Source organism: Edwardsiella ictaluri ATCC 33202 (assembly GCF_000264785.1).
Taxonomy (GTDB): Bacteria; Pseudomonadota; Gammaproteobacteria; order Enterobacterales; family Enterobacteriaceae; genus Edwardsiella; species Edwardsiella ictaluri.
Genome location: NZ_AFJI01000033.1, coordinates 20,511 through 43,434 on the forward strand (window position 1 = coordinate 20,511; position 22,924 = coordinate 43,434).

The window sequence follows — 22,924 nt, forward strand, 5'->3', positions numbered from 1 at the left end:
GGTCACAGTGAGTAAATGTGCGTGGTTATGGCTGGCGGCGCTGTGCGCGTTGCCGGCGCTGGCTCAGACGCCCTGGCAACGCATTACCCAACCGGTGGCCGGTGCGCCGCAGGCCATCGGCAGTTACGCCAATGGCTGTATCATCGGCGCCCGGGCACTGCCGCTGGCGTCGGAGAACTATCAGGTTATGCGCAGTGAGCAGCTGCGCTACTTCGGCCATCCGACGCTGTTGGCGTTCGTGGAGCGTCTGGGTACCGAGGTCCGTGCGCAGCATCTGGGTACGCTGTTGATCGGCGATATGGCGATGCCGGCCGGCGGGAGCTTCAACGGCGGTCACGCCAGCCATCAGTCGGGGCTGGATGTGGACATCTGGCTACAGCTGCCCCAGGTGCGCTGGACGCAGCAGCAGCTGCGGCAGCCGGTACCACAGGATCTGGTGGCCGTCGGCGCTGACAGGGTGATCCCATCGCGCTGGACGCCGCAGATCGGTAAGCTGATTAGGCTGGCGGCGCAGGATCCTCAGGTGGTGCGCATTTTTGTCAACCCGGCGATCAAGCGTCAGCTGTGCGACACGGCCGACGGCGATCGCGGCTGGCTGCATAAAGTACGCCCGTGGTTTGCCCATCGTGCCCATATGCATGTGCGCCTGCGTTGTCCACCGGGTAGCGCGGCCTGTGAGGCGCAAACGCCGCCTCCTCCGGGCGATGGCTGCGGTGCGGAGCTGGCCAGCTGGTTCTTGCCTCCGCCGTCGCGCAGTGCGCCGTCCAGGCCACAGACGCCACCGCCGCTGCCACCGACGTGTCAGGCGCTGCTGGCGCAACTTCAGGGCTAAGCCGCCGCTCGCCGCGCCTGCCGTGGTCTTCAGGCCATTATCGCGACACCGGGCCATCAGTGAGAGGTGCTGGCAGAGTGCCGGTACCGCGTTAGTTAGGGTGTCCGCCCGCCGCTTCAGTGCGGGGAGTGTGTCAGCCATAGCAGGGGGTAAGCCAGACGCTGGTCCGGGGCGGTCGATTCTGCCCTGTGGCGCGGGTGGGCCGACAGATTGATGTACTCCTCCGCTTCTAAGGCGTATCAGCCTCTCCCTGTCGCGTCAGCAGCCCGATACGGAGGCTGGCCCCCTATAGCAGCAGAACCCATTCATGTGTACCCCGGGAGAGGATACGCCCGATACGCAGGTTTCCGCTGCGGAGGATATCGTTAAATAGCCCGTAGGAGAGGGGTGCGGGAATCTGCCTGAGCAACCCTCCTGTGTGCATAGTCTGATCTCCAGGCGGAATGGTTACAGGGCGGCAGAGGTTGCGGCCTGTTCCGGCAGGGACTTTGCTCCATCTCCGTTTCTTACGGACCAGCCCCCTGACATCAGGCCGCGATCGGACCGGTGACAGGGGGCTGATCACGTACGGGATAAGCGGTGATCCTGCCATCCCGGAAACAGGTCCCCCGCAGGCGGCATTAGGGCTTGTCGGTTAACTGTTTGGCGACCAACTCACTCATTAACTGACCAATGCTGCCGTTTTCTCTGGCAAGGCGAACATCCCCCCGCCAGCACTGTCCGATGCGCTCCGGTACACCCATCACATTCAGCACCGGCAGCTGATCCACAGCCGGAGGGATCTCCGGTGCGGTCGGCTGATTCAATGTGATCAGGGCTTGCTGTGCCTGCTGCTGGCGACTCTGGGCTGACTGAATATCACTTTCTGTCTGTATCAGCTGAGCGGCGTCTTGCAACAGGGTCTCCTGCCCAGAGATACGGTAGCGTACCGTAATATGGGTTATCCCGACCGCTGCCATCCGGTTTTTGTCAGCGGGGAAGTCCGCCGGGGTAAAACGGCGTGCTCCGCCCGGGAAATCCCGTAAGAAGTTGACAAAGCCCCTAGGCCCGGGATAGCTGCGCGTCAGCGTAAAGGCAGGGAGCCTGATCTGCAGCGTCACCTGGCCGCACTGATGCTGTGACCACTGTATACTTTGCATTACGGCAAAGTTAAGGTTGTTTAGCCGGAGCGTGGCATTGGAGCACTGCATGGTCAACAGGGTTCCTACGACCTTGGCCCTGGCATCGCTGTTGACGTCCGTGGGCAGTCCCATCAGGGAGACGGGATAGCTATTCGCTTTCAGGGTATTGGCGGTGGTGTTCAGTTCGGCCAGTTTTTCGGCAGACTCTGCGGCAAGGGTTTGCCACTGTTGCTTCTGCTGCTGCTGGGCCAGGGTGGCCAGCTGCTGTTTCTGATGCTGTTCGATTTTTCCAGCTTTCAGATCAACCTGGCGAATCAGGGCCTGATTGATAAACGGCAGGAAGTCTGCGGTAAAGGGGACTGATTGTCCCAGGGTATCCACCACCTGCCAGCCCGAATCGTTACGCTGGATAAACGGCTTAATTGGACCGGACAAAAAGGTCCAGATCACTCCATTCTCACCATACAGCTTATCCGCCCGATCGGCCTGATTAAGGGTCCAGCGCGATGGTGCGATGACGTTGTCCTGCCACGCGTTCTGCAGGAAACAGGAGGCTTGCTGATCGGCATAGCGTATAACCAGCTGTAAGGAGCCAGCCATCAGCCCCCAGGTGAGCTGTTCGTCCGGCCGATTGTGTCCCAGCAGGCTGCGTAGACTTATCAGGCGTGCATAGGCCGTCTGCAATGGGGACTGTCCGTTCTGCTGGCTGTCAAAGCCATGGAAGTCCGCCGCCACTTTGGTGGCCTGAGCCTGACTGGTGACGACGCTGTTCATTGCCTGGGTTATGGCCGCCTGATACTCCTGATACAGGCGAATGGCATCGAGTCGGCTGACGAGCTGGCTGCGGGGCTGATCCAGTCCCCCCTTCTGCGCCGCCCCGCGCAGGATCATGCTGCCCATATCACTGACCAGCCCGGGAACCCTGACGATGGCCTGCTGGTGGGCGCGCTGGCGTACCTCCAGCCACTGCGGGAGCACACGGAGCCAGCCCGGGCGCAAGTCATCCGGCATGTCGGCGAATTCGCTCAACAGACGGCGGGCAAGGCGCAGATACGGGTTGTCATCATGGGGCAGTCTGCCAATGGTACTCTGCCACTCGCCCTGACCGGCCAGGATCTGCTCTCCCTGAGAAAACTGGCCGACGAAATCCTGCCAGGCCTGCAATCGTTTCTGCGCATATTCCTGCCTGAATACGGTCAGCTTTTTGTCGAAGGCGGAGTCGTTCGGCATGCTGTTGCGTATCTCACTCAGGAATGAGTGGATACGCCGCTCTCCATTCAGGGTATAGGCCGCAGCGACCTCCGGCAGTTTATTCGGCCGCAGTGAGCCCTGCCAGAAGTCGGTCAGGGTTACGCTTGCCAAATCAGGCTGGGCGTTTGCCCATGGAATGACCCAGTCCAGGGTGGCACTTTGTGCCGCCAGCTGTCGGAGCCTGTCTTGCAGGTGCAGCAGACGGGAATTTTGCAGCTGGAGATCCGATGACCAGGCAAGTTGGGACAGGAACAGGTCATTGAAACGGGATACCGTATTCGAATCCAGGGTCGGATAGAGTAACTGTAGGGACGGGGTCGGTATGGGGGGCATGGCCATCAACGCTCCATAGCTGGAGCCCCGCAGCCTCGCCCGTAGTAGGTTCGCGCGGCGGGCTTCGATCTGAAAGGCATTCACCAGTCCGTCCGGATGGGATGTGATGTTTTCCTCCGTGGTACTCTGGCGAATGGCTTTATCCAGGCTGGGCAATATATATTTGCTAAAATCATTTACATACTGTGATTTTGCATCAGCTTCAACATATTGAAGCTGATGCTGGAATGCCAGTACCCGGCTGGCCCACTGCGCGTTTCTCTTTTCCAGCCAATAAATCGCATCCCGCTGTGCAATCATAATCCGCATATCGTGGGGCAGGGTGTTATTCATGATCATGGTCTCCGGATAGCGCTGGCGCAGATCATCCAGCGTACGCTGCCAGTATACGGCCGATACGCCGAGATACCCAAGGGCTGCGGCTACACACAGCCACCAGGCAAACAGGCCCAGATGACGGTTCAGACGCCGCCAGGGACTGGTCACGGCAACAGGGCGGCTCAGGTCACGGTCTGCCGGCAGAACGCGGTTGAACAGATCCCGGACAAAGATCCCTTGTTTGACGGTATCATGTGCCGCCTCTTGCAGCGCAATCTCCTGCTGATCCCGGGACCCGCTGCGGGTGTTCCCCTCCTGAACCGCACTGGTGAAAAAGGCGCCACGCAGTATGGGTGACTCCAGATAGGGGCTGTCTCCCAGGGCATGCTGGACATAGCGCTTGAGAGGCTCGGCCAGTCTGGCCAGCTCGGTAGGGAACATCAATAGGGCCGGATCGGCATCCGGGTGCCGCAGTATCATCGCCAGCTGCATGGTTTTCAGTCGGCTATTTACCTTGCTCAATACGATATCGATCACATCACGGACATCGTGACCGATCTCCGGTTCGTCCACAATGTGACCCATGGCCTGTTCCTGTACCTCTTGGGGCAGCAGGTGGGACCAGGCCTCCATGCCGTACAGGCTGTCAATTTGGGTTACCAGTACGTAGACGGGGAAGCGTCTGTCGAACAGACGGATCAGTTGCTCTATCCGGGTTCGGATTAGCCGCCCCTCATCGATCAGGTCTTCACCATTCGCTGACAGCAGGGTCTGGGCCGACACCGTGAGCACCAGCCCACTCAAGCCGGCCTGGGCGCGATCGCGCCCCAGCAGATCCAGCATTCTGTTCCAGGTCGTACGGGTATCCTGCGATGCCTCCGGCTGTACAAACTGGCCGGAGATATCCAGGATGACGGCCTTGTCGAAATACCACCAGCCGACAGGCGCCTTACCGTCATGCATCTCATGGGGCAAATCCAACGGTGCGGCCAGGCCTGACTGTGTCAGCAGCGCCGATTTACCTGAGCCTGGACGGCCCAGCATCATAAACCAGGGTAGGACTTGCAGCGGGTGGCGGAAACGGCGCAGCTGGGAGTGCCTCAACAGGGTTGTGGCCGCTCTCCACTGGCGCTGTAGCGTTACGGGATGGCGTTCCGTGGCGCTGTTTTTTTTAACCGGCTCCGCCTCCAGGCTGCGGGTACGCCATGCCCGTACCTTACGCCAGATATAGCGTGTCAGCAGGGCGCCGGCCAGAATGGCGAGAAACAGTACCCATGCGGCAGCGGCAGGCCAGCGTTGCCAAAACGTGAGCAGCCAGCACAGCATCGCCAGCATGATCAGAATCAGTGCAATCGCTATCCATTTGAAGATACGTTTCATGGCAGCAACTCCAGCGCGACATCCGCATACTCATATAATACCCAGTTCAGAATTCCATACAGTGCGACCAATATGACCAGCGGCACCACGATGGTGGTAAAACGGCTGTTGGTCAGCAATCGCTTTTGCTGCGGCGGTTTGACTGAGGGTATCGGATAGGCCTCCGGAAATAGACGCTGTGACTCCTCCCATATCTCGCCGTGCAGGGTCTTCAGTTGGTGCATCCTGATCTGTTCCAGCGTGGCCTGACCCATGCTGCCGGTATGGCGCCCCTCAAATCCCAGAGCCAGACACAGCAGATAGACTTCTCTGACGTCGTCGGCTTCGGGGCTCAGTGCGGACAGCCTGTCGAAAAAGTCAACTCCGGCGCAGACGGTGTTGAAGTAACTGGCCTGCAGTGGCTCACGGCGCCATGTTGCAACGCCGTCCCAGTCCGAACACATGATCGTCTCATCTATCCAGGCCACCACGGCATACATAGCGGAATCGATCGTGGCCGGGGTTTCCCCTCCCTCCTGGGCCCGGCTCCGGCTGAGGTGCAGGTATGATCGCAGCCGTTCACGAAATAATGATGCATCCCCTTCGGGCGCCTGTAGAAATTGCCGCACATAGAGCATGGGCTGAATAAATGCTTCCGATAAACTCACCGGTTCACTCCTACCAATTCTACTTTGACGTCATCTGGGGCATCGAACCAGCTGAATGCAATATGGCAACTCTGGGCGGCCTGCCGCCAGGCTTCACTCTGGGAGTCGATCTTGAAATAAAATGAGCAGGATCGCCGGGGCAAGCCCTCGGGAACTGACGATAGCGGCGTCAGCGTGATCCCCGGTAAGGCTCGCTGGATCAGTAAGGGCATTGCGCTGGCCTCGGCCAGTCTGGCCCTGGCCCGGAACGAGTCCTGCAGGGTATCCGGTGCCATGTCGCTGCGGACGATCAGGTAGAAACGGTTACGCTCCTCCAGCAGACTATTGGGTAGCTGTGCCGTCAGATACTCTCCGCTTGGCTCAAGGGTGATCAGGAAATCAGGTCCGATCGATATTTCATTCAATAGCCGAATAATCAGATCGCGTACCGTTAAGAGACCCGGAGCGAGATCCTGATGGCGGTAGGGTGGGAGCCCCGGGCTGTTTTCATCCGTGGATCCCAGCATGTCGCAGTTCTCGCTGAAGGTGGACAGCTCGCCGACGATCTGCCGCAGTACGTCGTAGACTTTGCGCGGATGGACCAACGGTGATTCGGTCAGCTGATACAGCAGCGGTACATAGCGGTTGAGGGTGCGCAGGGCCAGCAGAAACATCAGAAAGCTGGCATCAAACTCCGCCTTGCGGATTTCGCGCGGACTTTTATAGGCCTCCAGCTGGCGGGCGCGTCCTGCCAGATCGTCCCGTACATCCCGTACCACCCGCATCAGGGGCTCGGAGCCACCCATGATGTAACACGGCGGAATGAAGTGTCTGGACTGCTGAATCAGCTCTCCCTTACGCTCCAACCGGGCGATTGGCAGGATATTGTAATCCGTCAGCTGTTCAACCTCATTTTCCCACAGCACCTGCAGTACGTAGTGCAGGCTCTGGATCTCGGCTTCGGGCCCATCCGAATATAAATCAGCGTGCTTGTTTCCCTGTTGGGTCGTCACGCAACGGACATTCCGGTCTGCGCCATCCTCAAGCTGTGGCACGACGGCCACATTGGACTCTATTGTGTCCTGCTTTTTTAGCCCCAGGTAGACATTGAACGGTCGGCTCTGATCCAGCCAGGCAGAGGCGAAGGATCGTGGCTTAAGGATGGTGTTACCCGGCCATATGACATAGCTTTGATCCTGGAAGATCAGCTCAGCCGACAGGATATTAAGCAGCTGGTTACCCAGGGCTGACTCTGAAATGGTCAGCGCTCCCACTCCCCAAAAATCTTGCAGTCCGGAATTCAGGAATGGCTTGATCTGAAACTGAGTATGCAGGTCTGCCAGCTGAAAATGCTGCGGCTGTAAAAACATGCCCTGATGCCAATAAATTGGTTTGTGAATTTTCATCTATCACCCTAAAGGCAAGTATGGAGAGTCGGCGCAGTTTTTCTCTAACTGCATGTGTCATCTGTTATTTATAACAGGCGATCCGTCGGCCTGAGCCTATTGTCCACTGATATCGCTCAGCCGGATTGGCGTCGATGCTGTCGGTGCGCTGGCCGAGGGGATGCTATCCACCGGATTCATTACCGCCTCGCTTATCCCGCTGTTACCCAGTTTCAGGTTCAACGCCATAGGGGAGGGGGCGGCTTTCCAGTCCGGGAACAGTATCCCCGAGCGGGTCACTTTTACCGGGATATCAAACAGGCGGGAGGTCTGCGCCACCGGTAGACCGTAGAAAGCGGCGATGAGCCCCACCTGGTGTGCCTCCTGCAGGCGATCCAGGACCAGGCGGAAATCGTGGCCGGGCTCCAGCGCATAGCGGCTTACCTGCAAAATTCCGTCAGGGGGACGTCCGCCCTGCAAGACCTGGCCGACGAGTTCGGATGTTTGGATTAACTGATAAAAGGCGTCAGGTGAACGGGCCTGAACCACCGCTAGTACCAGGCTGTGCGACTCGCCGTCGTAGCTGTTCAGGTCCGGGGCCGTTTGTACATTAACCAAAACGGCCTGGCTGCCATACAGCCACTGCGTATTGCGGCGTGCCTGCTGCTTTGCCGGATCGGATGAGCAGCCGGTCAGACTGAGCAGCAGGCAGCCGATGACTCCCCAGATCGTCTTATTCTTCATCATAACCCAATACACCCTTGAGCATCCGCCGGGTACCGTTGTCATCCACGACCTCCCGGATCCATTCATCCAGTCTCATATTGCCCCAGCGGACAGCTTTATCCACAATGTAGGAGACGGGGCTGTGCGGCTCTGTCTCCCTGAAAAACGTGGCAATACCGTTGAGTTGCTGAATGGCCTCCTCGCGGGTTCTGGGTGCGCCGGCCACGCCGGGGGAGGATGTAGTGACCACGGGGATCGCCTCCGTGCCTGCCGGTGTCAGCGGGTTCTCCCCGGTGCCGTTGGTAACCGTCATCCCTTTTCCCTCCACCAGACGCGTCACCAGCCGGAGCATCTGCTCCAGCCGCTCAGCCACATTGCTTATCCGCGGGACATCCCGTCCAAATAGCGGATCGAGCCGCTGGGATAATCCCTGGAATGCACTGATGGCTTGTTGAAGATCGCTCTGTAACGTCAGATAAAAGGTGCCTGGCGTATGACTGACAGCGAGATCCCACGCGTCCGGATCCGTTTTTCCTTCGCCTAAGGCTGTCTGAGCCGCTTCATTGTTCAGCCGCTTCAGGTTATCGACCTCCCGGGAGGCCTGCCAGTCCAGCCAGCCATATGCCCGTCTGTCCTGTGCTGCCGTCAGGGGGAGTAAGCCCAGCACCGGGGGTAAGACCTGGTTGAGCCACTCCAGACGGCTCACCCGGCCTTCCAGCTCCCCCTCAGTCAGCTCCGGATACATTTCCGCCCAATAGTGCTCCAGCAGGTTATCCAGTAAGAGCAGCCCTTCCTGCAGTCCTGGCAATCCATGCCGTTGCACCAGAGCCTCGCACAGCCACACTGCCAGCTGCAGATCTTTGCTGCGTGTCTCCAGCGCCTCGCTGGCCAGGCGGATCACCTCGGCCCAGTTTGACTGTTTGAGTGAGCTGACCCACTCTCCCTGTCCCAGGTAGTCAGCGTCGGCCCGGCGGGCTTCCCGAATCTGGTCGTATAGTGGGTCGAAGCTGATATCCTCTCCCGCCGGATGGTGCTCACTGATGGGAGCCAGTAAACGCGCCATATCCAAGATATTCATATAACACTCTCCCTTAACCGCCAATCAACACGGTGGGGCAACCCAGCGTGATGGTGCCGCCGTGAGCTGTGCTGTCCCCCATGCGGGCGGCGGGCTTGCCACCGATCAGCACTGTGGCACTGCCCTTGACAATGGTGTCGGGAGGACCAACACAGGTCAGCATGTCACCCAGTACCGCCGCCGGCAGTCCACCGATCAGTACCGTGGGAACGCCGGGGCCGATGACTGGCCCGCCGACGTGCGGTACCGGGGGGACGCCCGGGGTCTGCATCGGGCAGACATGCATATCCGTCAAACGTGCGGCAGGTTGTCCCATGGATAGACTCCTCATTCAGTTGTATAAATACCAATACCATACCGCAGAGCCTGAACGGAAAAGGGGAGGCTCTCCGGGGGGCAGATACAGAAAATCAGTTGATCTTGACAATGCCGCCTTTGATGGAGGTCATCACGGAGGAGGAGACCTCCACCTCTGCCGAACTGCTCAGGCTGGCCGATTGGGTTCCCTTTATTGCTACGCTCAGGCCGGAGGCATCAATGGACTGTTTACCCTTCACCGTGATATCCATGCCCTCGATGAGTACGCCGCTGCTGTCAATGACGATACGGTTGCTGCCTACGCTCAGGGTTATCGAGGTTCCGGCCTCCAGATGAAGGCTGCCTGCCGAGACTCTGGTGGCGTGATCCCCCCTGTCTACCTGTAACGTGCTGTTGCCTGACTTGACCTCCGTTAAGGTATCGCCCTCGATCATCCGGGTATGCTTTCCCTTGGTAATACTCTGCAGGTAGTTCCCCTCGGAGACCGTCTCAGAGCAGTCATTCTTGATGGTCACCCGGCGGTCATGCTCTACCGTAAGCTCGTCATCGTGCTTCACCAGACGGCGAAAATCCCGCGCCGACTGCATGAACACCTCTTCCGCGCCCATCTTGTCCTCGAAGCGCAGCAGGCTGAAGTGCTCCGCATTGCCATTGGGCGTGCTGCGGGTCTGAATGCCGCTTTGGGTCTTATTGTCAGGCAACTTGAAGGGGGGCGTCTGGTTGGCGTTATAGACCCGGCCGGTAATCAGGGGCGCGTCCGGATTGCCATCGATAAAGTCCACAATCACCTCCTGTCCCACCCGGGGTAGCTGCATCCCCCCCCAGCCCAGCCCAGCCCAGCCTTGCGCCACCCGAATCCAGCAGGAGCTTTTATCATCCTGCTTTCCCAGTCGATCCCAGTGAAAATGGACCTTAACCCGGCCATATAGATCGGTGTGGATCTCTTCACCCTGCGGGCCGGTGACCACAGCCGTCTGTACGCCATGGATCACCGGACGGGGAGCCTGGCTCAGGGGGCGGTAGGGCAGGGATTTAGGCAGGCAGACGAAGTGGTTCTGGTAGTTCACCTCTTGGTTCTGCCACGGCAGGTTATTGACGATCTCGTGTCGTACGCTTAACAGCAGATAGTCATCGTTACAGTCTTTGCGGAAATGTTTTTGCAGGCTGAACCAATAGCCCGGGGCCAGCGTGCGGCAGCGTCCGCCGCCCTCTATCCGGGCCTGCATCGCCTCCAGTCCCTCCATTCTCAGCTTGGCTCGCCGTTCGCCCTCCCGGGTCTGCGTATAGCCGTCCGTAAAATCATAGACCGCCACGTCACTCAATTTGCCCTGTCTGGCCACCGAGGCAGTGGATGTCAGCAAACTGGCGGTAGGCTGTTCAAAGGTATAGGTGTTTAGGAAGACGTTGGCCGGCACGACCGAGAGAGAGGGCATCCACAACTGAATATCATCGCCGGACTCACTCATATGCTTTGGCCGGTAGACAATATCTGAGTGCGTCTTGCAGGGCTGAACCGCGGCGTTGCTGTCGGCCAATACCATCACATGGTGGCTTTCGCTGTGATCGAACCAGTAGAAGATTCCCTCTTCTTCCATCAGCCGGCTAATAAAGCTGAGGTCCGATTCGCGATACTGTACGCAATATTCCCGGGGGGCGTAGTGTTGCGACAGGGATAGACGAAAATCGCTGATGCCCCGAGCCTTAAGTACGGTTTCAATAATCTGCGGAACCGTCTTCTCTTGGAAGATCTGACACTCCTGCGCGTGCTGCAGCCAGGCCAGGTGCGGTACCAGCTCGGCATAATAGGCATATCCGTGTTGCTCGGCACCCCGGTATGAGGCCTGGCCGATCACGCCATGCCAGTAGCGGGTCTGGCCATCCGGTAAGGCCAGCCGCAGCGCGGCGGCCTGCCCGACCAGCTTTTGCCATTCCAGGGTGGGCTCCGTGGAGAACAGCTCCAGCTCGAAGCGGTAGAGGTCGGAGACCGACTCTTCACCACGGCACTGCACCACCTGTAAGGTATTCTTGCCCAACGGGGTGGATAAGGACAATAGCCGGTTATCCGACGTTAATTCCATCCTTCACTCCCCTCTAGCGATCCTGTCAGTCGGCCGTGCTCATCCATCGCGATGGTGATATCGGATACCGGCTCGCCGGCGGCCATCTGTGCCAGCACCGCGTCCGCCATACCGGATAACAGCTGGGCCGACAGAATATTATCGATCAGGCGGGCGCCGCTGTCCGGCTGGGTACAGCGTTTGGCAATGCCATCCACCAGGGACTCATCGTAATGGAGAGTGGCCTGATGATTGCGCTGAAAGCGTCGGGCAATCTTATCCAGCTTGAGGTGGATAATCTGTTTCAGCACCGTACCCCGTACCGGGTAGTAGGGTACCACCTGCAGGCGTCCGAGAAAGGCAGGCTTGAAGGCCTGGGTCAGGTCATCCCGCAGCACCTCACACAGCTGCTCCGGTTCGGGCTGTGCCATACCGTCCTGACAGTAGGCCATCAGGGTATCGCTGCCGACGTTGGAGGTCAGCAGGATAACGGTATTGCGGAAGTTGATCTCCCGCCCCTCGGCATCATCCATGACCCCTTTGTCAAACACCTGAAAAAATACCTCCAGTACATCCGGGTGGGCTTTCTCTACTTCATCCAGCAAGACCACGCTGTAGGGCTTACGGCGTACTGCCTCTGTCAGCACACCGCCTTCACCATAGCCGACATAGCCCGGCGGTGAGCCCCGCAGCGTCGAAACGGTATGGGCCTCCTGAAACTCCGACAGGTTGATGGTGATCAGGTTACGCTCACCGCCATACAGGGTTTCGGCCAGCGCCAGCGCGGTCTCGGTTTTTCCCACGCCGCTGGAGCCGACCAGCAGAAAGACGCCGATGGGCTTGTCCGGATCCTCCAGTCCCGCACGGGACAGGCGAATACCCCGGGCGATGGTATCCAGGGCATAGGGCTGTCCGATGACCCGTTCTGCCAGCCGTGTCTGTAGCTGGCGGACCATCTCCAGCTCATCCTGCACCATTTTACCCAGCGGGATCCCCGTCCATGCCGAGATCACCGCCGCAATGGCGGACTCATCCACACAGGTCTGCACCAGCGGCTCCCGGCCCTGCATCTGCTCGAGCGCCAGAACGGCCTGCTCCCGTCGGGCCAGCATCTCACTGCGGTCCGGACAATCCTCCTGCTCCAACTGCACCTGCAGCGCCTGGATGATGGCGACCTGCTCACACTCCTCGATCCAGCGCTGCTCCAGAGTCTGATAATGGTCTTGGGCGACCCGGGCCTGCTCCTGTAGTGTCATTAGCCGGCTACCATGGTCGAGGCCACCGGCCTGCTCCTGCTCCAGCAGCGCAATTTCGGTCTGGAGGTGCGCCAGATGGCGGCATGCATCCTCGACGGGGGCTGGCAGGGTACGCTGCCCGAGCGCAATCCGGGCGCAGGCGGTATCCAGTACGCTGACCGCTTTATCCGGCAGCTGTCTGCCGGTCAAATAACGGTGTGACAGCCTGACGGCGGCCGTTACCGCCTCATCCAGAATCCGTACCTGGTGGTGCTGGCGCATTTTACTCAGCATGCCACGCAGCATCACCATGGCGATCTCCTCGCTGGGCTCCTCCACTTTGATGGCCTGGAAGCGCCGCGCCAGAGCAGGATCTTTCTCGAAATACTTTTTGTATTCACTCCAGGTGGTGGCGGCAATGGTGCGCAGCTCTCCCCGGGCCAGTACCGGCTTCAGCAGATTGGCGGCATCATTCTGACCTGCTGCACCTCCTGCCCCGATCAGCGTATGGGCTTCATCGATGAACAAAATGACCGGTTCACTGCAGGCCTTCACCTCGTCGATGACCGCTTTGAGACGACGTTCAAACTCCCCTTTGACACTGGCACCCGCCTGGAGCAGGCCCAGATCCAGCATCCGTAGGGCAACATTGCGCAGGCTATCCGGAACCTCTCCGTCCGCAATGCGCAGGGCCAGCCCTTCCACTACGGCGGTTTTCCCTACGCCGGCCTCACCGGTAAGAATTGGGTTGTTCTGCCTGCGGCGCAGCAAAATATCGATCATCTGCCGAATCTCGCCATCCCGCCCGAGAACCGGGTCCAGCTGATGCTGGTGGGCCCGCTCGGTCAGGTTTACCGTGTATTGATCCAGAGCGGGTGAGGGGGAGGCGCCCGCATGAACTCCCGGCGCGTGCCGCGCCGTCGCCTCCCGGCTGCCGACGACCAGCGCGGGCCACTTGTGCAGCAGATCTGCCGCAGACCACGCAGCCCACTCTGGCGACAGCGCCCTGGCGAGCTGCAGCAGCACCGTGTCACCCAGTAGGGCCATGACCAGATGACCGCTGCGGATCTGGCTCTCGCCACAGTTGACGGAGGCCACCAGCCAGGCATCAGACAACAGTCGTGGCAGATGGGGGGAGAGTACCGGCTGTCGGCTGCATCCGTCCTTCAGGCGATCCAGCGCCTGCTCCACGTCCCGCTGAAAACGGCCGGCGTCGATCCCATAGTGCTGCAGCAGGTGATCCAGATCCGTGTTGCCCGTCTCCAGCAACTTGAGCAGCACGTGTTCGATCTCGACCTCGTGATGGCCTCGTGACAGACACAGGCCTGCTGCAGCCTCCAGTGCTTGATGGCAGGTCTGGTTCATTTTCCCCGTCAAGGCTTTCAAATCTGTATTCACCAAACTCTCTCTCCGAAAAAACAGGTTTCCCCGTTAATGAATGTAAGTCACATCGCGTGGTAGGTCGCTTTCAGCCTGAATAAGCGGTGGGCGCCGGGCGTCTTGCCTGTGCACCCGATTTATCGCGCGTGCAGCCTGTCCCTCGGCTCCTGTAATACCACGTCGTCGGCATCGCCCAGTCTGGAGGGGCGCTCTCCCAGCCAGCCAATCCATCCGGGGCGGGCCGCTCCGGCCTGGCTATCACCCAGTGTGCAGGGCGGTACCTCACGGGCGTCCAGTACCAGCTGAATATCGAACGTTACGGCGATTTCAATGGAAAAACGGACCAACTTGGTCAGTGCCCGAAAGTCCTTTCCCCCCGGTAAAAATGCCTGAAACTGCTTATAGTTCATCGGCCCGAGGCGGATCCTAAACTGGCTTTGGGCATCCCATACCTGCCGGCCCAGTACCGGCCACTCTCCCAGAGTGCAGTTCTGACGCCCCAGAGCCAGGACATCCGACTCATCCAGCTTCAGCCACTGTCCCTGAAAGGGCTGGATCTCAACCGGTACGGAAAAATACTCTGTCAGCAGTGTGCGCAGTCCCTCCTCGCTGAGCGAGCGTGCGCCGAACCGCCCGGCGTAATAGGCAAAGACATCATCATTGACACCATCTTTTATCAGCCGGTTTTGTAGTCCCGGCGTGCCCAGACCGGCCAGGGAGAGCAGCATCTGACGCCAATCGGCCTGCAGGCCACAGGCCAGATCAGCCGTCGCCTGATGTTTGCGCCACGCCTGGTAAAACAGAGTGATCAGACGGTGGTTGAGCAGATCAAAAAAATGGTGAGCGGTCTGATCCCGATGCTGCAGGCGTCGCTCCAGCAGCATCTCGGTATACCGTGTCGGTAATGCCCCAGAGGGGCCGGTCAGTCCCATGAAGTTGATGGTCATGACCTGCGGCTGATCTGCTACGGGGGGCTGCAGCGCATAAATACTGCTGGCCGGGGTAGCCAGGGAGAGATGGGTACGGAAGCGCAGCGGAAGCTCCTGGCAGCCACACCTTAACTGCTGCAGCTCCAGTATCCTGACGGCCTGAAAAAAATCGAAGTCATAGGGCCGGGCATACAGCTGCTCCAGCACGGACTGTCGGTTCTGGGGGGCGCTCATGACAGCACCGCCTTACCCGCCCGCGGCGGCCAGCGCTTGAGCGCTTGTTCCCGCTGCTGGGTGCGTACATGCAGGCGGGTAAAACTGTTGATGGCGCTATACTGGCTGACGAATCGCTCTACCACGGCACTGAACAGATACACCCCGGCTCCCTCAAATTGGCTCTCATCCAGCACCAGTGTAATTTCGATGCCCCGAACCACCGCCGCCTGATTCCGGCTGCACAGGCGCGCCGTCGCCGGCTGGCTGTTGATACTGACAATGCCGGCAATCTGCTGACGCAGGGCGGGGGAGTCGCTGAAGTTATACAGTCCGAGCAGCTCCCTGAATGCCTCGGTTGCCTCCTCGTTTTCACCGGTGATGGAGAGCAGGTTCAGGTTCAGGTGGGAGATCAGCCGCCACATGGCTGCCCTGCCGTGGGCAGGGCGCAGGGTCGATGTCGGCTTGCGCAGGCAGTGGATCCGGGTGACGAGAGAGCCTCCGTCTACCTCGAAGTCCCCTTGGTCACCGCCGAAGGGCAGCAGGGAGGGAAATTCTCGGTTAGTGCAGGTCACATCGATGCTCAGGGTTTCCGATGATGACTGATTGGGGTCAAAATCCAAATCCACCAGGGATAAATAGACGTCCTTGCCCGGGTCATCCCCGCGGATCCCGCCACGGCGATTTTCCATCCAGAATACCCGCTGTGGCTCACTGTCGTTGGCGTGATGCAGGCCGAACAGGGGACGGTAGAGCTTCGTCTTCTCTTGCCCATCATTCTTGACCTGTTTACTGACGGCATCGACCGAATAGACCTCCATGCCCCAGGGACGGCGTATATCGGGAATAATTTGGTACTCGGTTTTACGGTGGGTTATCTGCAAAGGCTCTGCCCGCTGCCGGAACAGGTTGACCACCGGGCTGCATCCCAGCCGGAACGTTGAGGCATCGATAGTATCGGTCAGTTTGGTCAGGCGTCCCTCCCGTTCGAACTCTGACAGATGGATCAACAGATCGATCTCCTGGCAGGCCTCAGGCAGCGGAGTTGCCTGCAGCAACCCGGTCATATCAAAAAACAGGAACTTGTCAGGAAAAACAAAGTATTCGTGCAGTAGGCGGTAGGCCTGGGACGAGCGGGCATCGTAGTCAAACAGGTTCTCATCCTCGTCGAATCCAACCGGTGAGATGATGCTGGCAGGCAGGGTCCACTCCTCCGCCCCGGAGCGCAGGACCACCTTGGTCACATTGTTGAACAGCAGCTCATACAGGGTGTGCACCACGGCAGGCTCACCCTGAAGAAAGAAACGCAGTCTATCCATTCCCAGGGTATTCAGATGATGTCCCGGATGGGCTTGCAGCTGAATACAGATCAGACCGGCGCTTCCCTGCTGTTGTACTGACAGGCTGGTTTGTCGCGCGGGGGAGAAGCAGGCATGGATGACTGACACCGGCCAAATTTCCACCGGGTAGGTGGTCCGGAACCGGCATGCCATGCCATCCACCTGGCGGGATAGCAGGCTGGTATGTCGTGGCAGCCGCAGCGGGCCTGACAAGTTGGTCTGTGCCGGATCGACCGAAAACTGGACCAGAGATATGGAGGGAATCGGGCGCAGGTAATGGGGATAGAGGATCCCCAGCAACGCATTGGTTATTTCGGGGAACTGCTCATCTATCTTGTGATGCACGCGGGCGCAGAGAAATGCCACGGCTTCGATCAGCCGCTCGACATGAGGATCTTCCGATACTCCCTCCTCCAGCAGAAGGCGGCCGGCTACCTTGGGATACTGGGAGGCGAACTCACGTCCCAACTGGCGGAGGAACGCCAGTTCCCGGTTATAGTAGGGCAATAACTCGGCCATGCATCACCTGTCTATTCGGTACAGCTGTGTTGAAACATCCAGAACGGCATCAAATACCACCGGCTCTGGAGAGGGCTCCACGTCCAGTAATGCCTCGATCCTGAATATCATCTGGCTGATGCCGGTTTTCTCATCCAGATGGATTTGAACCCGGACCTGACGTAGCCGGGGTTCAAACAGGTCAATCACTCGTTCGATATGCTGGCGGATCCACTCCCGATCCTCGGCATTGGCGGCACTCAGGTTTGAGCAGTCCGGCAGGCCGTAATTCAGGGGGGATTTTTCCAGCTCAGGCCACTGGCTTATATCCAGTGCCAGCGCGGATCGCGAATTCAGAATATCTTCCACATCCCGTCTGACGGTCCAGCGAAAATGGGCCAGTTCATACCGGCGATCTGATGTCCGTTCTGTTCCCTCCTGCGGGAAATCATCGAACAAACGATCCAGCACGGAAGGGCGGAAGATACGATGAAGGATCATGGCTCAACTCACGGGATTGTCTTTTTTAGGTTATCGACGCCGTCGGTCGACAGCATGACTGCCAGCGTTTTCAGATACCCGTCTTTGGTTCCGTGCTCTCCCATCAGCAGTGCGATGGTGGCGATGGCGGTCGGGCAGCCCGGAGTGGTGACCTGAAAGCCTGGCATACAGGGCTTTCCGTTCAGCGGTGGCGCCCCGGGAGTTCCTTTCATCTGGGTTCCCCGGCTTCTGGCAGCCTGAATCATCTGTAAACACATCTGGTGTTTGTGGGAGGCGGTGCCTTGCCTGTGGTGGTGCAGCTTGCGTATCCCCATCGCCATCATCGGGAGCAGTCCCACCATGATAAAGCCAGCGGCAAAGCCCACCGCTTTGGCCATATTGATTTGATCATAGCGGTCGATAATAAACTTGAGCCGTCCATCGCACTGACCGCAGGTACAGGGGTACAGATGCTGGCGCAGATCCCACAGCGTGCCATAAACATCCATGGTCGAGGCCACGCTGGCCGTGGTCACGGCCAGGTTCAGTATGACCCCGACCGGAGTGGCGGCAGCCGACAGCGCCGTACCGACACCGCCGCCCACGGCCTGGCCAACGGTGCTCAGGAGCGCATTGCCACCGGCGGAGACACTCCCCTGGGTGGCATTGATAATCTGCTGGGTCAGCGCAACGTAGGGAGAGACCCCCTCCGCAATATTGTTCACCGCCGTCAGTGCCGTTTTGGCCGGTCTGGGTAATAGAGAACCGGCGGTGTTGATCAGCCCCACGGTACCCAGCACATTGGATACCGTTGATGCAGAAAAGGATGCGATGCCCCGTGCGTCTATCGGTAACGCCCCAGATGCCGACTTGATATAGCTGGCCAGTGAAGCCTCCTGGTTGGCTCTGTTGATCGCTGTACCGATGTCGCCTATTATCTGCGGGACGTTGATACTATGTCCCCCCGCATCAGCAGGATGACTATCGATAGGCCACTGAGGCGGACGTAGCAATGAGGTGGATTTTTGCTTCATCACATCATCTAGCGATTCCTGTAGCATCTTCAACAGCGCGCCAAAGGATGTTGAATCGAACTTCAGCTCATGACTGATGACAACATCCGCCATGCGTAGTACCTCGATAGGCATCACCGCCGCACTGTAAAACCCGGCTTGCCGCTTTGGCTTTGGGCCCAGTTGTTGCCACCGCTTGTCATCATCAGTGAGATCGTCAATATTCATTATGTGCTCCTGCCGATGTAGCCTATCTGTATAAAGCGGAAGGGGTATCGCCTATCTGTGTAAAGAGGGGAACGGTACAGGGTGACATATTTGCGACGCCACCTGTACCTGACCCCCAGCTTGATGGTTTTACTTCTTCTGGTTGGTAATAAGACTCCAGCCCTCGGGCCCAATTTTACTGCCCGCCTTACCGCTCTGATCCTGGGGAATATATTCCCAAGTCACTTCCTTATAGGCGAAATCAATGGTTTCCTGCGGGCGGTCGCTTCCGCCAGAGGCCCCGGAGCAGTCATAGCTGGAGATGGCTACATTAGTAAATTTATAGATACAGAAGGCGAACTTATCGCCAGCCTGGGTACAAATCTCCACTTCCAGCGAGGGAAAGTTCTGGCCCTGAACGGCGGCCGAGGCCAGCTTGACACTGGCGCAGTCCATCCATTTGGTTATACGGAATACCGACATTGTGGCCTTACCGGTATTCAGACCCTGGGTACCGCTCTCCATTGAGCACTCATTGCCTGCTCCCCATGCAAAGCCCAGTACTTCAATCCATTTTTTGTGCTTAGCATCGGTAGATTCCCCATCAACCTTATCTAGTTTGATATAGGTATCAAAAGCCATAGCGGACCTCTCTTGTGACAAGATAAACTGTGTTTTAGATATATGTGATAGATAAATTCGGCTAAATAGTTAGCCTTGCGCCGGTGGCGGCAGATCGGCGACCAAACGTAAAGATGCGGTCAGCCCCTCCAGCTGGAAATGGGGTTTTAAATAGGCCACTGCCTTATAGAACCCCGGTTTACCTGGAATATCGCTGACATCAATACGGGCTTCCCGTAATGGGTATTTCGCCTTAATATCCTGGCCTGCATCATCTGAACCGACCACATAATTACTGATCCACTGATTGAGAAAGTATTCACATTCGCTACGGCTCATAAAGCTGCCGAGCTTGTCGCGGACCATCGATTTTAAATAATGGGCAAAGCGCGAGGTGGCCATAATATATTGCAGCTGGCAGGCGATCCTGGCGTTGGCATTAGCTGAGTCACTGTCATATTCCTTGGGCTTTTGTGCCGACTGGGTCGAAAAGAATGCGGCATAGTCGGTACCCTTACAGTGGGTCAGGGCGATAAATCCCAGGTCGGCCAACTCTTTCTCCCGGCGATCGGTAATGGCCACTTCGGTGGGACACTTGAGCTCTACTTCGCCATCATCGGTAGTAAAGGTGTGCGCCGGCAGTCCCTCCACCAGACCACCTCCTTCGACTCCCCGGATGGCGGCGCACCAGCCATATTTGGCATAGGCCTGAGTCAGGCGGGTACCCAGCGCATAGGCCGCATTCAGCCACAGATATTTGCCATGCTCCTTGCCGTTGACATCTTCCTCAAAATTGAATGCCTCTACCGGTACCGTCGCGGCACCGTAAGGCAGTCGGCCAAGCACGTGGGGCAGGGCCAGGGCGATATAGCGGGCATCCTCCGACTGGCGCAGCGATTTCCACTTGGCATACTCAACCGTATCAAAGCCTTTGGCCAGATCCCTGGGGATCGACAGCTCTGTCAGGCTATCCAGTCCGAACATTCCTGCGCTGGCGGCAGAGAGGAAGGGAGCATGGGCTGCCGCCGCAACGTGTGAGATCTCCTCCAGCAGAAACAGATCCTCCGGGTGGTTGCTGAACTCATAATCCCCGATCATGGCTGCAAAGGGGGCACCACCAAAGGTGCCGTACTCCTCCTCATAGACTTTCTTGAACAGGGCGCTCTGATCAAACTCGGCGGCACTCTTAAAGTCGCGGATCAGATCTTTTCGGCTGACATTCAGCATGCGGATTTTCAGGCCGGTACCGGTTTCGCTTTGATGTACCAGGTAATGCAGTCCACGCCATGACCCTTCCAGCTTTTGGAAAGCCGGCTCATGCATAATGGTGGACAGCTGGGCGGAGAGCAGCGCATCGATCTGGGCAATACGTGCCTCAATACTGGCCAGTACGTCACCGGAAACTGTCACCGTTCCCGACAGAACCTCACTTACCCATTCCCCCAACAGGTCCCGCGCCCGCTCTCTCTCCAGGTCACTGCGTGCCATCCGGGTTTCAGCAATGATGCTATCCAGCAGGCTGTCCTCTGGAGCCGCGCTCTCGACAGCGGCACTTTCTGGCAAGTTCTGTTCGCTCATTATTGCTGTTCCTCACTAAAACCGGTCTCTTTACCCAGATTTTGCAGTTTTTCGGTATCTTCAATGATGCCCTGCAATACCTCACCCAGGCGCTCGTTGCTGTACATCTTGTTTTTCAGATCGGAGAGTCGGCTGCGGATATTCATCAGCTTGCGTAGTGGTTCGACCTGTGCCGCTATTCGCTCAGGAGTGAAATCCGCCATACTTTGAAAATGCAGCTCCACCGACAGCTGGCTGTCATCTCCTGCCAGGGTATTTTCAGTGCGGAATGACAGATGTGGATGTATCCCTTTGATAACATCGTTGAAGTTGTCACGATCAATCGAAACGAATTTGCGTTCTTTCAGCTTGGGAAGCGGGGTCGCCGGTTGCCCTGAATAGTCACCGAGAACCCCCATGACAAATGGCAGCTCCTTCATCTCCTGCGCATCGCCAATTTCAACATCATAGGTAATCTGCACTCTTGGCGAGCGGACCCGATCCAAAGTATGCTGCTTGCTTTCACTTGCCATGAATTCATCTCCGTAACATTTCTTACAACACCGTATAATGTTATAGATGGGGATTATATGTGAATGAATTTGTCCATCTTTGTAAAAAATACATATTCATTTCAATATCGACGATCCGATAATCCCCCCGTATTCCACACTTTCCCTAGGGTAAAAACGGCGCAGATGGCAGGCCGCTAATGTCTGGGTGAGGATGACTGTAACCGGGGACAGCCCCCGAAAGGGGGATTATTTTTGAAGTAATTAGTGCTATTTCAATGCTGAAAAGTTGTACCTACTAATATGCCAGACCGTCAGGTTCGGAATGTAGAACTGTGTGGCTCCGCCAGGTAACATTGACCCCCTACCTTTTTTTTCCAAGGCGGCATTTCGGCGAGAGGAAAAATCGGCATCAATACGCGGCATTCCTTTAAATCCACCGAACCAGGCATAGACGGGAACCTTTAGGGTTATTTCAAGCAACCAGTCGAGAGAGTTCCAGTTTTCTTTGATAACGGAGGTGAGTCGTCCCCATTCCCTCATTGATACTCCGTTTTGCTTAGCTAATAGCATACGCTGCTGCAGGCCTCCATCATGCCGGAAGGGCTGGATGGGACTCCACCAGGGAGACAGCAGGGTAGCATCAGTGACTTGGCGTCTTGACAATGCATTCGAACCATTGAATTTATATAATCCTGTCCCTGCAGGAAGAAGCTCTTTAGTTGGCAAACCATACGATATTTTAAATGCATCGCAGACGGTGGTTCCTGGACCGGTAGAAATATTACCGACATGGTTCCAGTCTAGATCAGAGTTCAAAATAGACATAATGCGCTATCCTTTTTCAGTAGATTTGAGCGTGCTATTATAGAAGATCTAATTAACAGATCTTTGCAAAAAACACATATCAATAATCTATATGCTAAGAGTCTATCCCATTAGGCTATTTGATTTTCCATTTTGGTCCTGGTCTGTGCTCACAAACCTCATGTACTGCGTGTACGCTCCGGTTGTTGTGCGCTGTCCGTGTCCAAGCTGGGTGCAACAATATATGCCTACTGGGATAGGAACTAAATATGACCTATCCGATTATCTATAGAGGCCTGTAAGCCTCGTATTTTTTATTTTCTGATGACTTAGAACCTATCCCTGAAGGGATTGTCAGAATGTCGTAACTGATAATGTCTAAAGGCGAAAATATGACAGGCAGCCAATGGCGGATCAGCGATGAACTCTGGGAAAAAATGGCACCGCTTATCTCTGAGCACAAAACCAGCCATCCACTCGGTACACACCGGAAACGCGTTGATAACCGTGCCGCAGTGGATGCCATCTTCTTCGTCCTCAGAACCGGATGCCAGTGGAACGCACTGAATGCCAGCGGGATATGTTCATCGAGTTCTGCACACCGGCGCTTCCAGGAATGGCGTGATGCAGGCGTCTTCGAGCGCTTCTGGCAGAACGGATTGCTGGCCAGTGAACATCTGGACGGCATTGACTGGCCCTGGTTGTGA

Annotated in this window: 17 protein-coding genes and 1 pseudogene; 2 read left to right on the forward strand and 16 right to left on the reverse strand. The window is 57.5% G+C overall.

The window, feature by feature from the left end; genetic code table 11:
* Nucleotides 1-7 precede the first annotated feature (7 nt).
* On the forward strand, nt 8-832 hold the full coding sequence (gene mepA, locus EIEH_RS04160; protein ID WP_015872022.1) for a penicillin-insensitive murein endopeptidase: 825 nt from the start codon (nt 8-10) through the stop codon (nt 830-832).
* Nucleotides 833-1,452: 620 nt separating this feature from the next.
* Here the strand turns inward: mepA and EIEH_RS04165 are convergent.
* From EIEH_RS04165 to EIEH_RS19615, 16 genes are all read right to left on the reverse strand, one after another.
* A complete protein-coding gene (locus tag EIEH_RS04165) occupies nt 1,453-5,235 on the reverse strand; it encodes a type VI secretion protein IcmF/TssM N-terminal domain-containing protein (protein ID WP_015872020.1) in 3,783 nt (1,260 codons plus the stop codon).
* Complete coding sequence (locus tag EIEH_RS04170) at nt 5,232-5,882, reverse strand: DotU family type IV/VI secretion system protein (RefSeq protein ID WP_015872019.1); 651 nt, start codon at nt 5,880-5,882, stop codon at nt 5,232-5,234. The genes EIEH_RS04165 and EIEH_RS04170 overlap by 4 nt, the downstream gene beginning before the upstream one ends.
* Nucleotides 5,879-7,267: a type VI secretion system baseplate subunit TssK gene (tssK, locus tag EIEH_RS04175; protein ID WP_015872018.1), complete on the reverse strand. Its 1,389-nt coding sequence runs from the start codon at nt 7,265-7,267 to the stop codon at nt 5,879-5,881. The genes EIEH_RS04170 and tssK overlap by 4 nt, the downstream gene beginning before the upstream one ends.
* Nucleotides 7,268-7,363: 96 nt before the next feature.
* The gene (gene tssJ, locus EIEH_RS04180) at nt 7,364-7,993 is read right to left on the reverse strand and encodes a type VI secretion system lipoprotein TssJ (RefSeq protein ID WP_035608788.1); all 630 of its coding nucleotides are present in this window, start codon (nt 7,991-7,993) and stop codon (nt 7,364-7,366) included.
* On the reverse strand, nt 7,980-9,050 hold the full coding sequence (gene tssA / locus EIEH_RS04185) for a type VI secretion system protein TssA (protein ID WP_015872016.1): 1,071 nt from the start codon (nt 9,048-9,050) through the stop codon (nt 7,980-7,982). The genes tssJ and tssA overlap by 14 nt, the downstream gene beginning before the upstream one ends.
* 13 nt (nt 9,051-9,063) lie before the next feature.
* Nucleotides 9,064-9,366: a PAAR domain-containing protein gene (locus EIEH_RS04190; protein ID WP_015872015.1), complete on the reverse strand. Its 303-nt coding sequence runs from the start codon at nt 9,364-9,366 to the stop codon at nt 9,064-9,066.
* A 94-nt stretch (nt 9,367-9,460) separates the two neighbouring features.
* Nucleotides 9,461-11,446, reverse strand: coding sequence for a type VI secretion system Vgr family protein (locus EIEH_RS04195; RefSeq protein ID WP_015872014.1), 1,986 nt, complete (start codon nt 11,444-11,446; stop codon nt 9,461-9,463).
* Nucleotides 11,437-14,058, reverse strand: a complete 2,622-nt coding sequence (gene tssH / locus EIEH_RS04200; RefSeq protein WP_015872013.1) for a type VI secretion system ATPase TssH — start codon at nt 14,056-14,058, stop codon at nt 11,437-11,439. Before tssH ends, EIEH_RS04195 begins: the two co-directional genes overlap by 10 nt.
* Before the next feature lie 119 nt (nt 14,059-14,177).
* Nucleotides 14,178-15,203 carry a type VI secretion system baseplate subunit TssG gene (gene tssG, locus EIEH_RS04205; protein ID WP_015872012.1) on the reverse strand — a complete coding sequence of 342 codons (1,026 nt, stop codon included), beginning with the start codon at nt 15,201-15,203 and terminating at the stop codon, nt 14,178-14,180.
* Nucleotides 15,200-17,041, reverse strand: coding sequence for a type VI secretion system baseplate subunit TssF (gene tssF, locus EIEH_RS04210; protein ID WP_015872011.1), 1,842 nt, complete (start codon nt 17,039-17,041; stop codon nt 15,200-15,202). The genes tssG and tssF overlap by 4 nt, the downstream gene beginning before the upstream one ends.
* A gap of 3 nt (nt 17,042-17,044) precedes the next feature.
* Entirely contained in the window at nt 17,045-17,521 is a 477-nt protein-coding gene (gene tssE, locus EIEH_RS04215) for a type VI secretion system baseplate subunit TssE (protein ID WP_015872010.1), read from the reverse strand.
* A gap of 8 nt (nt 17,522-17,529) precedes the next feature.
* Complete coding sequence (locus EIEH_RS04220) at nt 17,530-18,741, reverse strand: hypothetical protein (protein WP_015872009.1); 1,212 nt, start codon at nt 18,739-18,741, stop codon at nt 17,530-17,532.
* Between the two features lie 129 nt (nt 18,742-18,870).
* Nucleotides 18,871-19,362 (reverse strand): Hcp family type VI secretion system effector, encoded by a 492-nt coding sequence (locus EIEH_RS04225; RefSeq protein WP_015872008.1) that lies wholly within the window; start codon nt 19,360-19,362, stop codon nt 18,871-18,873.
* A 69-nt stretch (nt 19,363-19,431) separates the two neighbouring features.
* The gene (gene tssC / locus EIEH_RS04230; RefSeq protein ID WP_015872007.1) at nt 19,432-20,919 is read right to left on the reverse strand and encodes a type VI secretion system contractile sheath large subunit; all 1,488 of its coding nucleotides are present in this window, start codon (nt 20,917-20,919) and stop codon (nt 19,432-19,434) included.
* Entirely contained in the window at nt 20,919-21,431 is a 513-nt protein-coding gene (gene tssB, locus EIEH_RS04235; protein WP_015872006.1) for a type VI secretion system contractile sheath small subunit, read from the reverse strand. The genes tssC and tssB overlap by 1 nt, the downstream gene beginning before the upstream one ends.
* A 249-nt stretch (nt 21,432-21,680) precedes the next feature.
* Complete coding sequence (locus EIEH_RS19615) at nt 21,681-22,238, reverse strand: hypothetical protein (protein WP_172468355.1); 558 nt, start codon at nt 22,236-22,238, stop codon at nt 21,681-21,683.
* Between the two features lie 371 nt (nt 22,239-22,609).
* Here EIEH_RS19615 and EIEH_RS04245 point away from each other — a divergent pair.
* A pseudogene (locus EIEH_RS04245) lies at nt 22,610-22,924 on the forward strand (transposase); the annotation flags it as partial.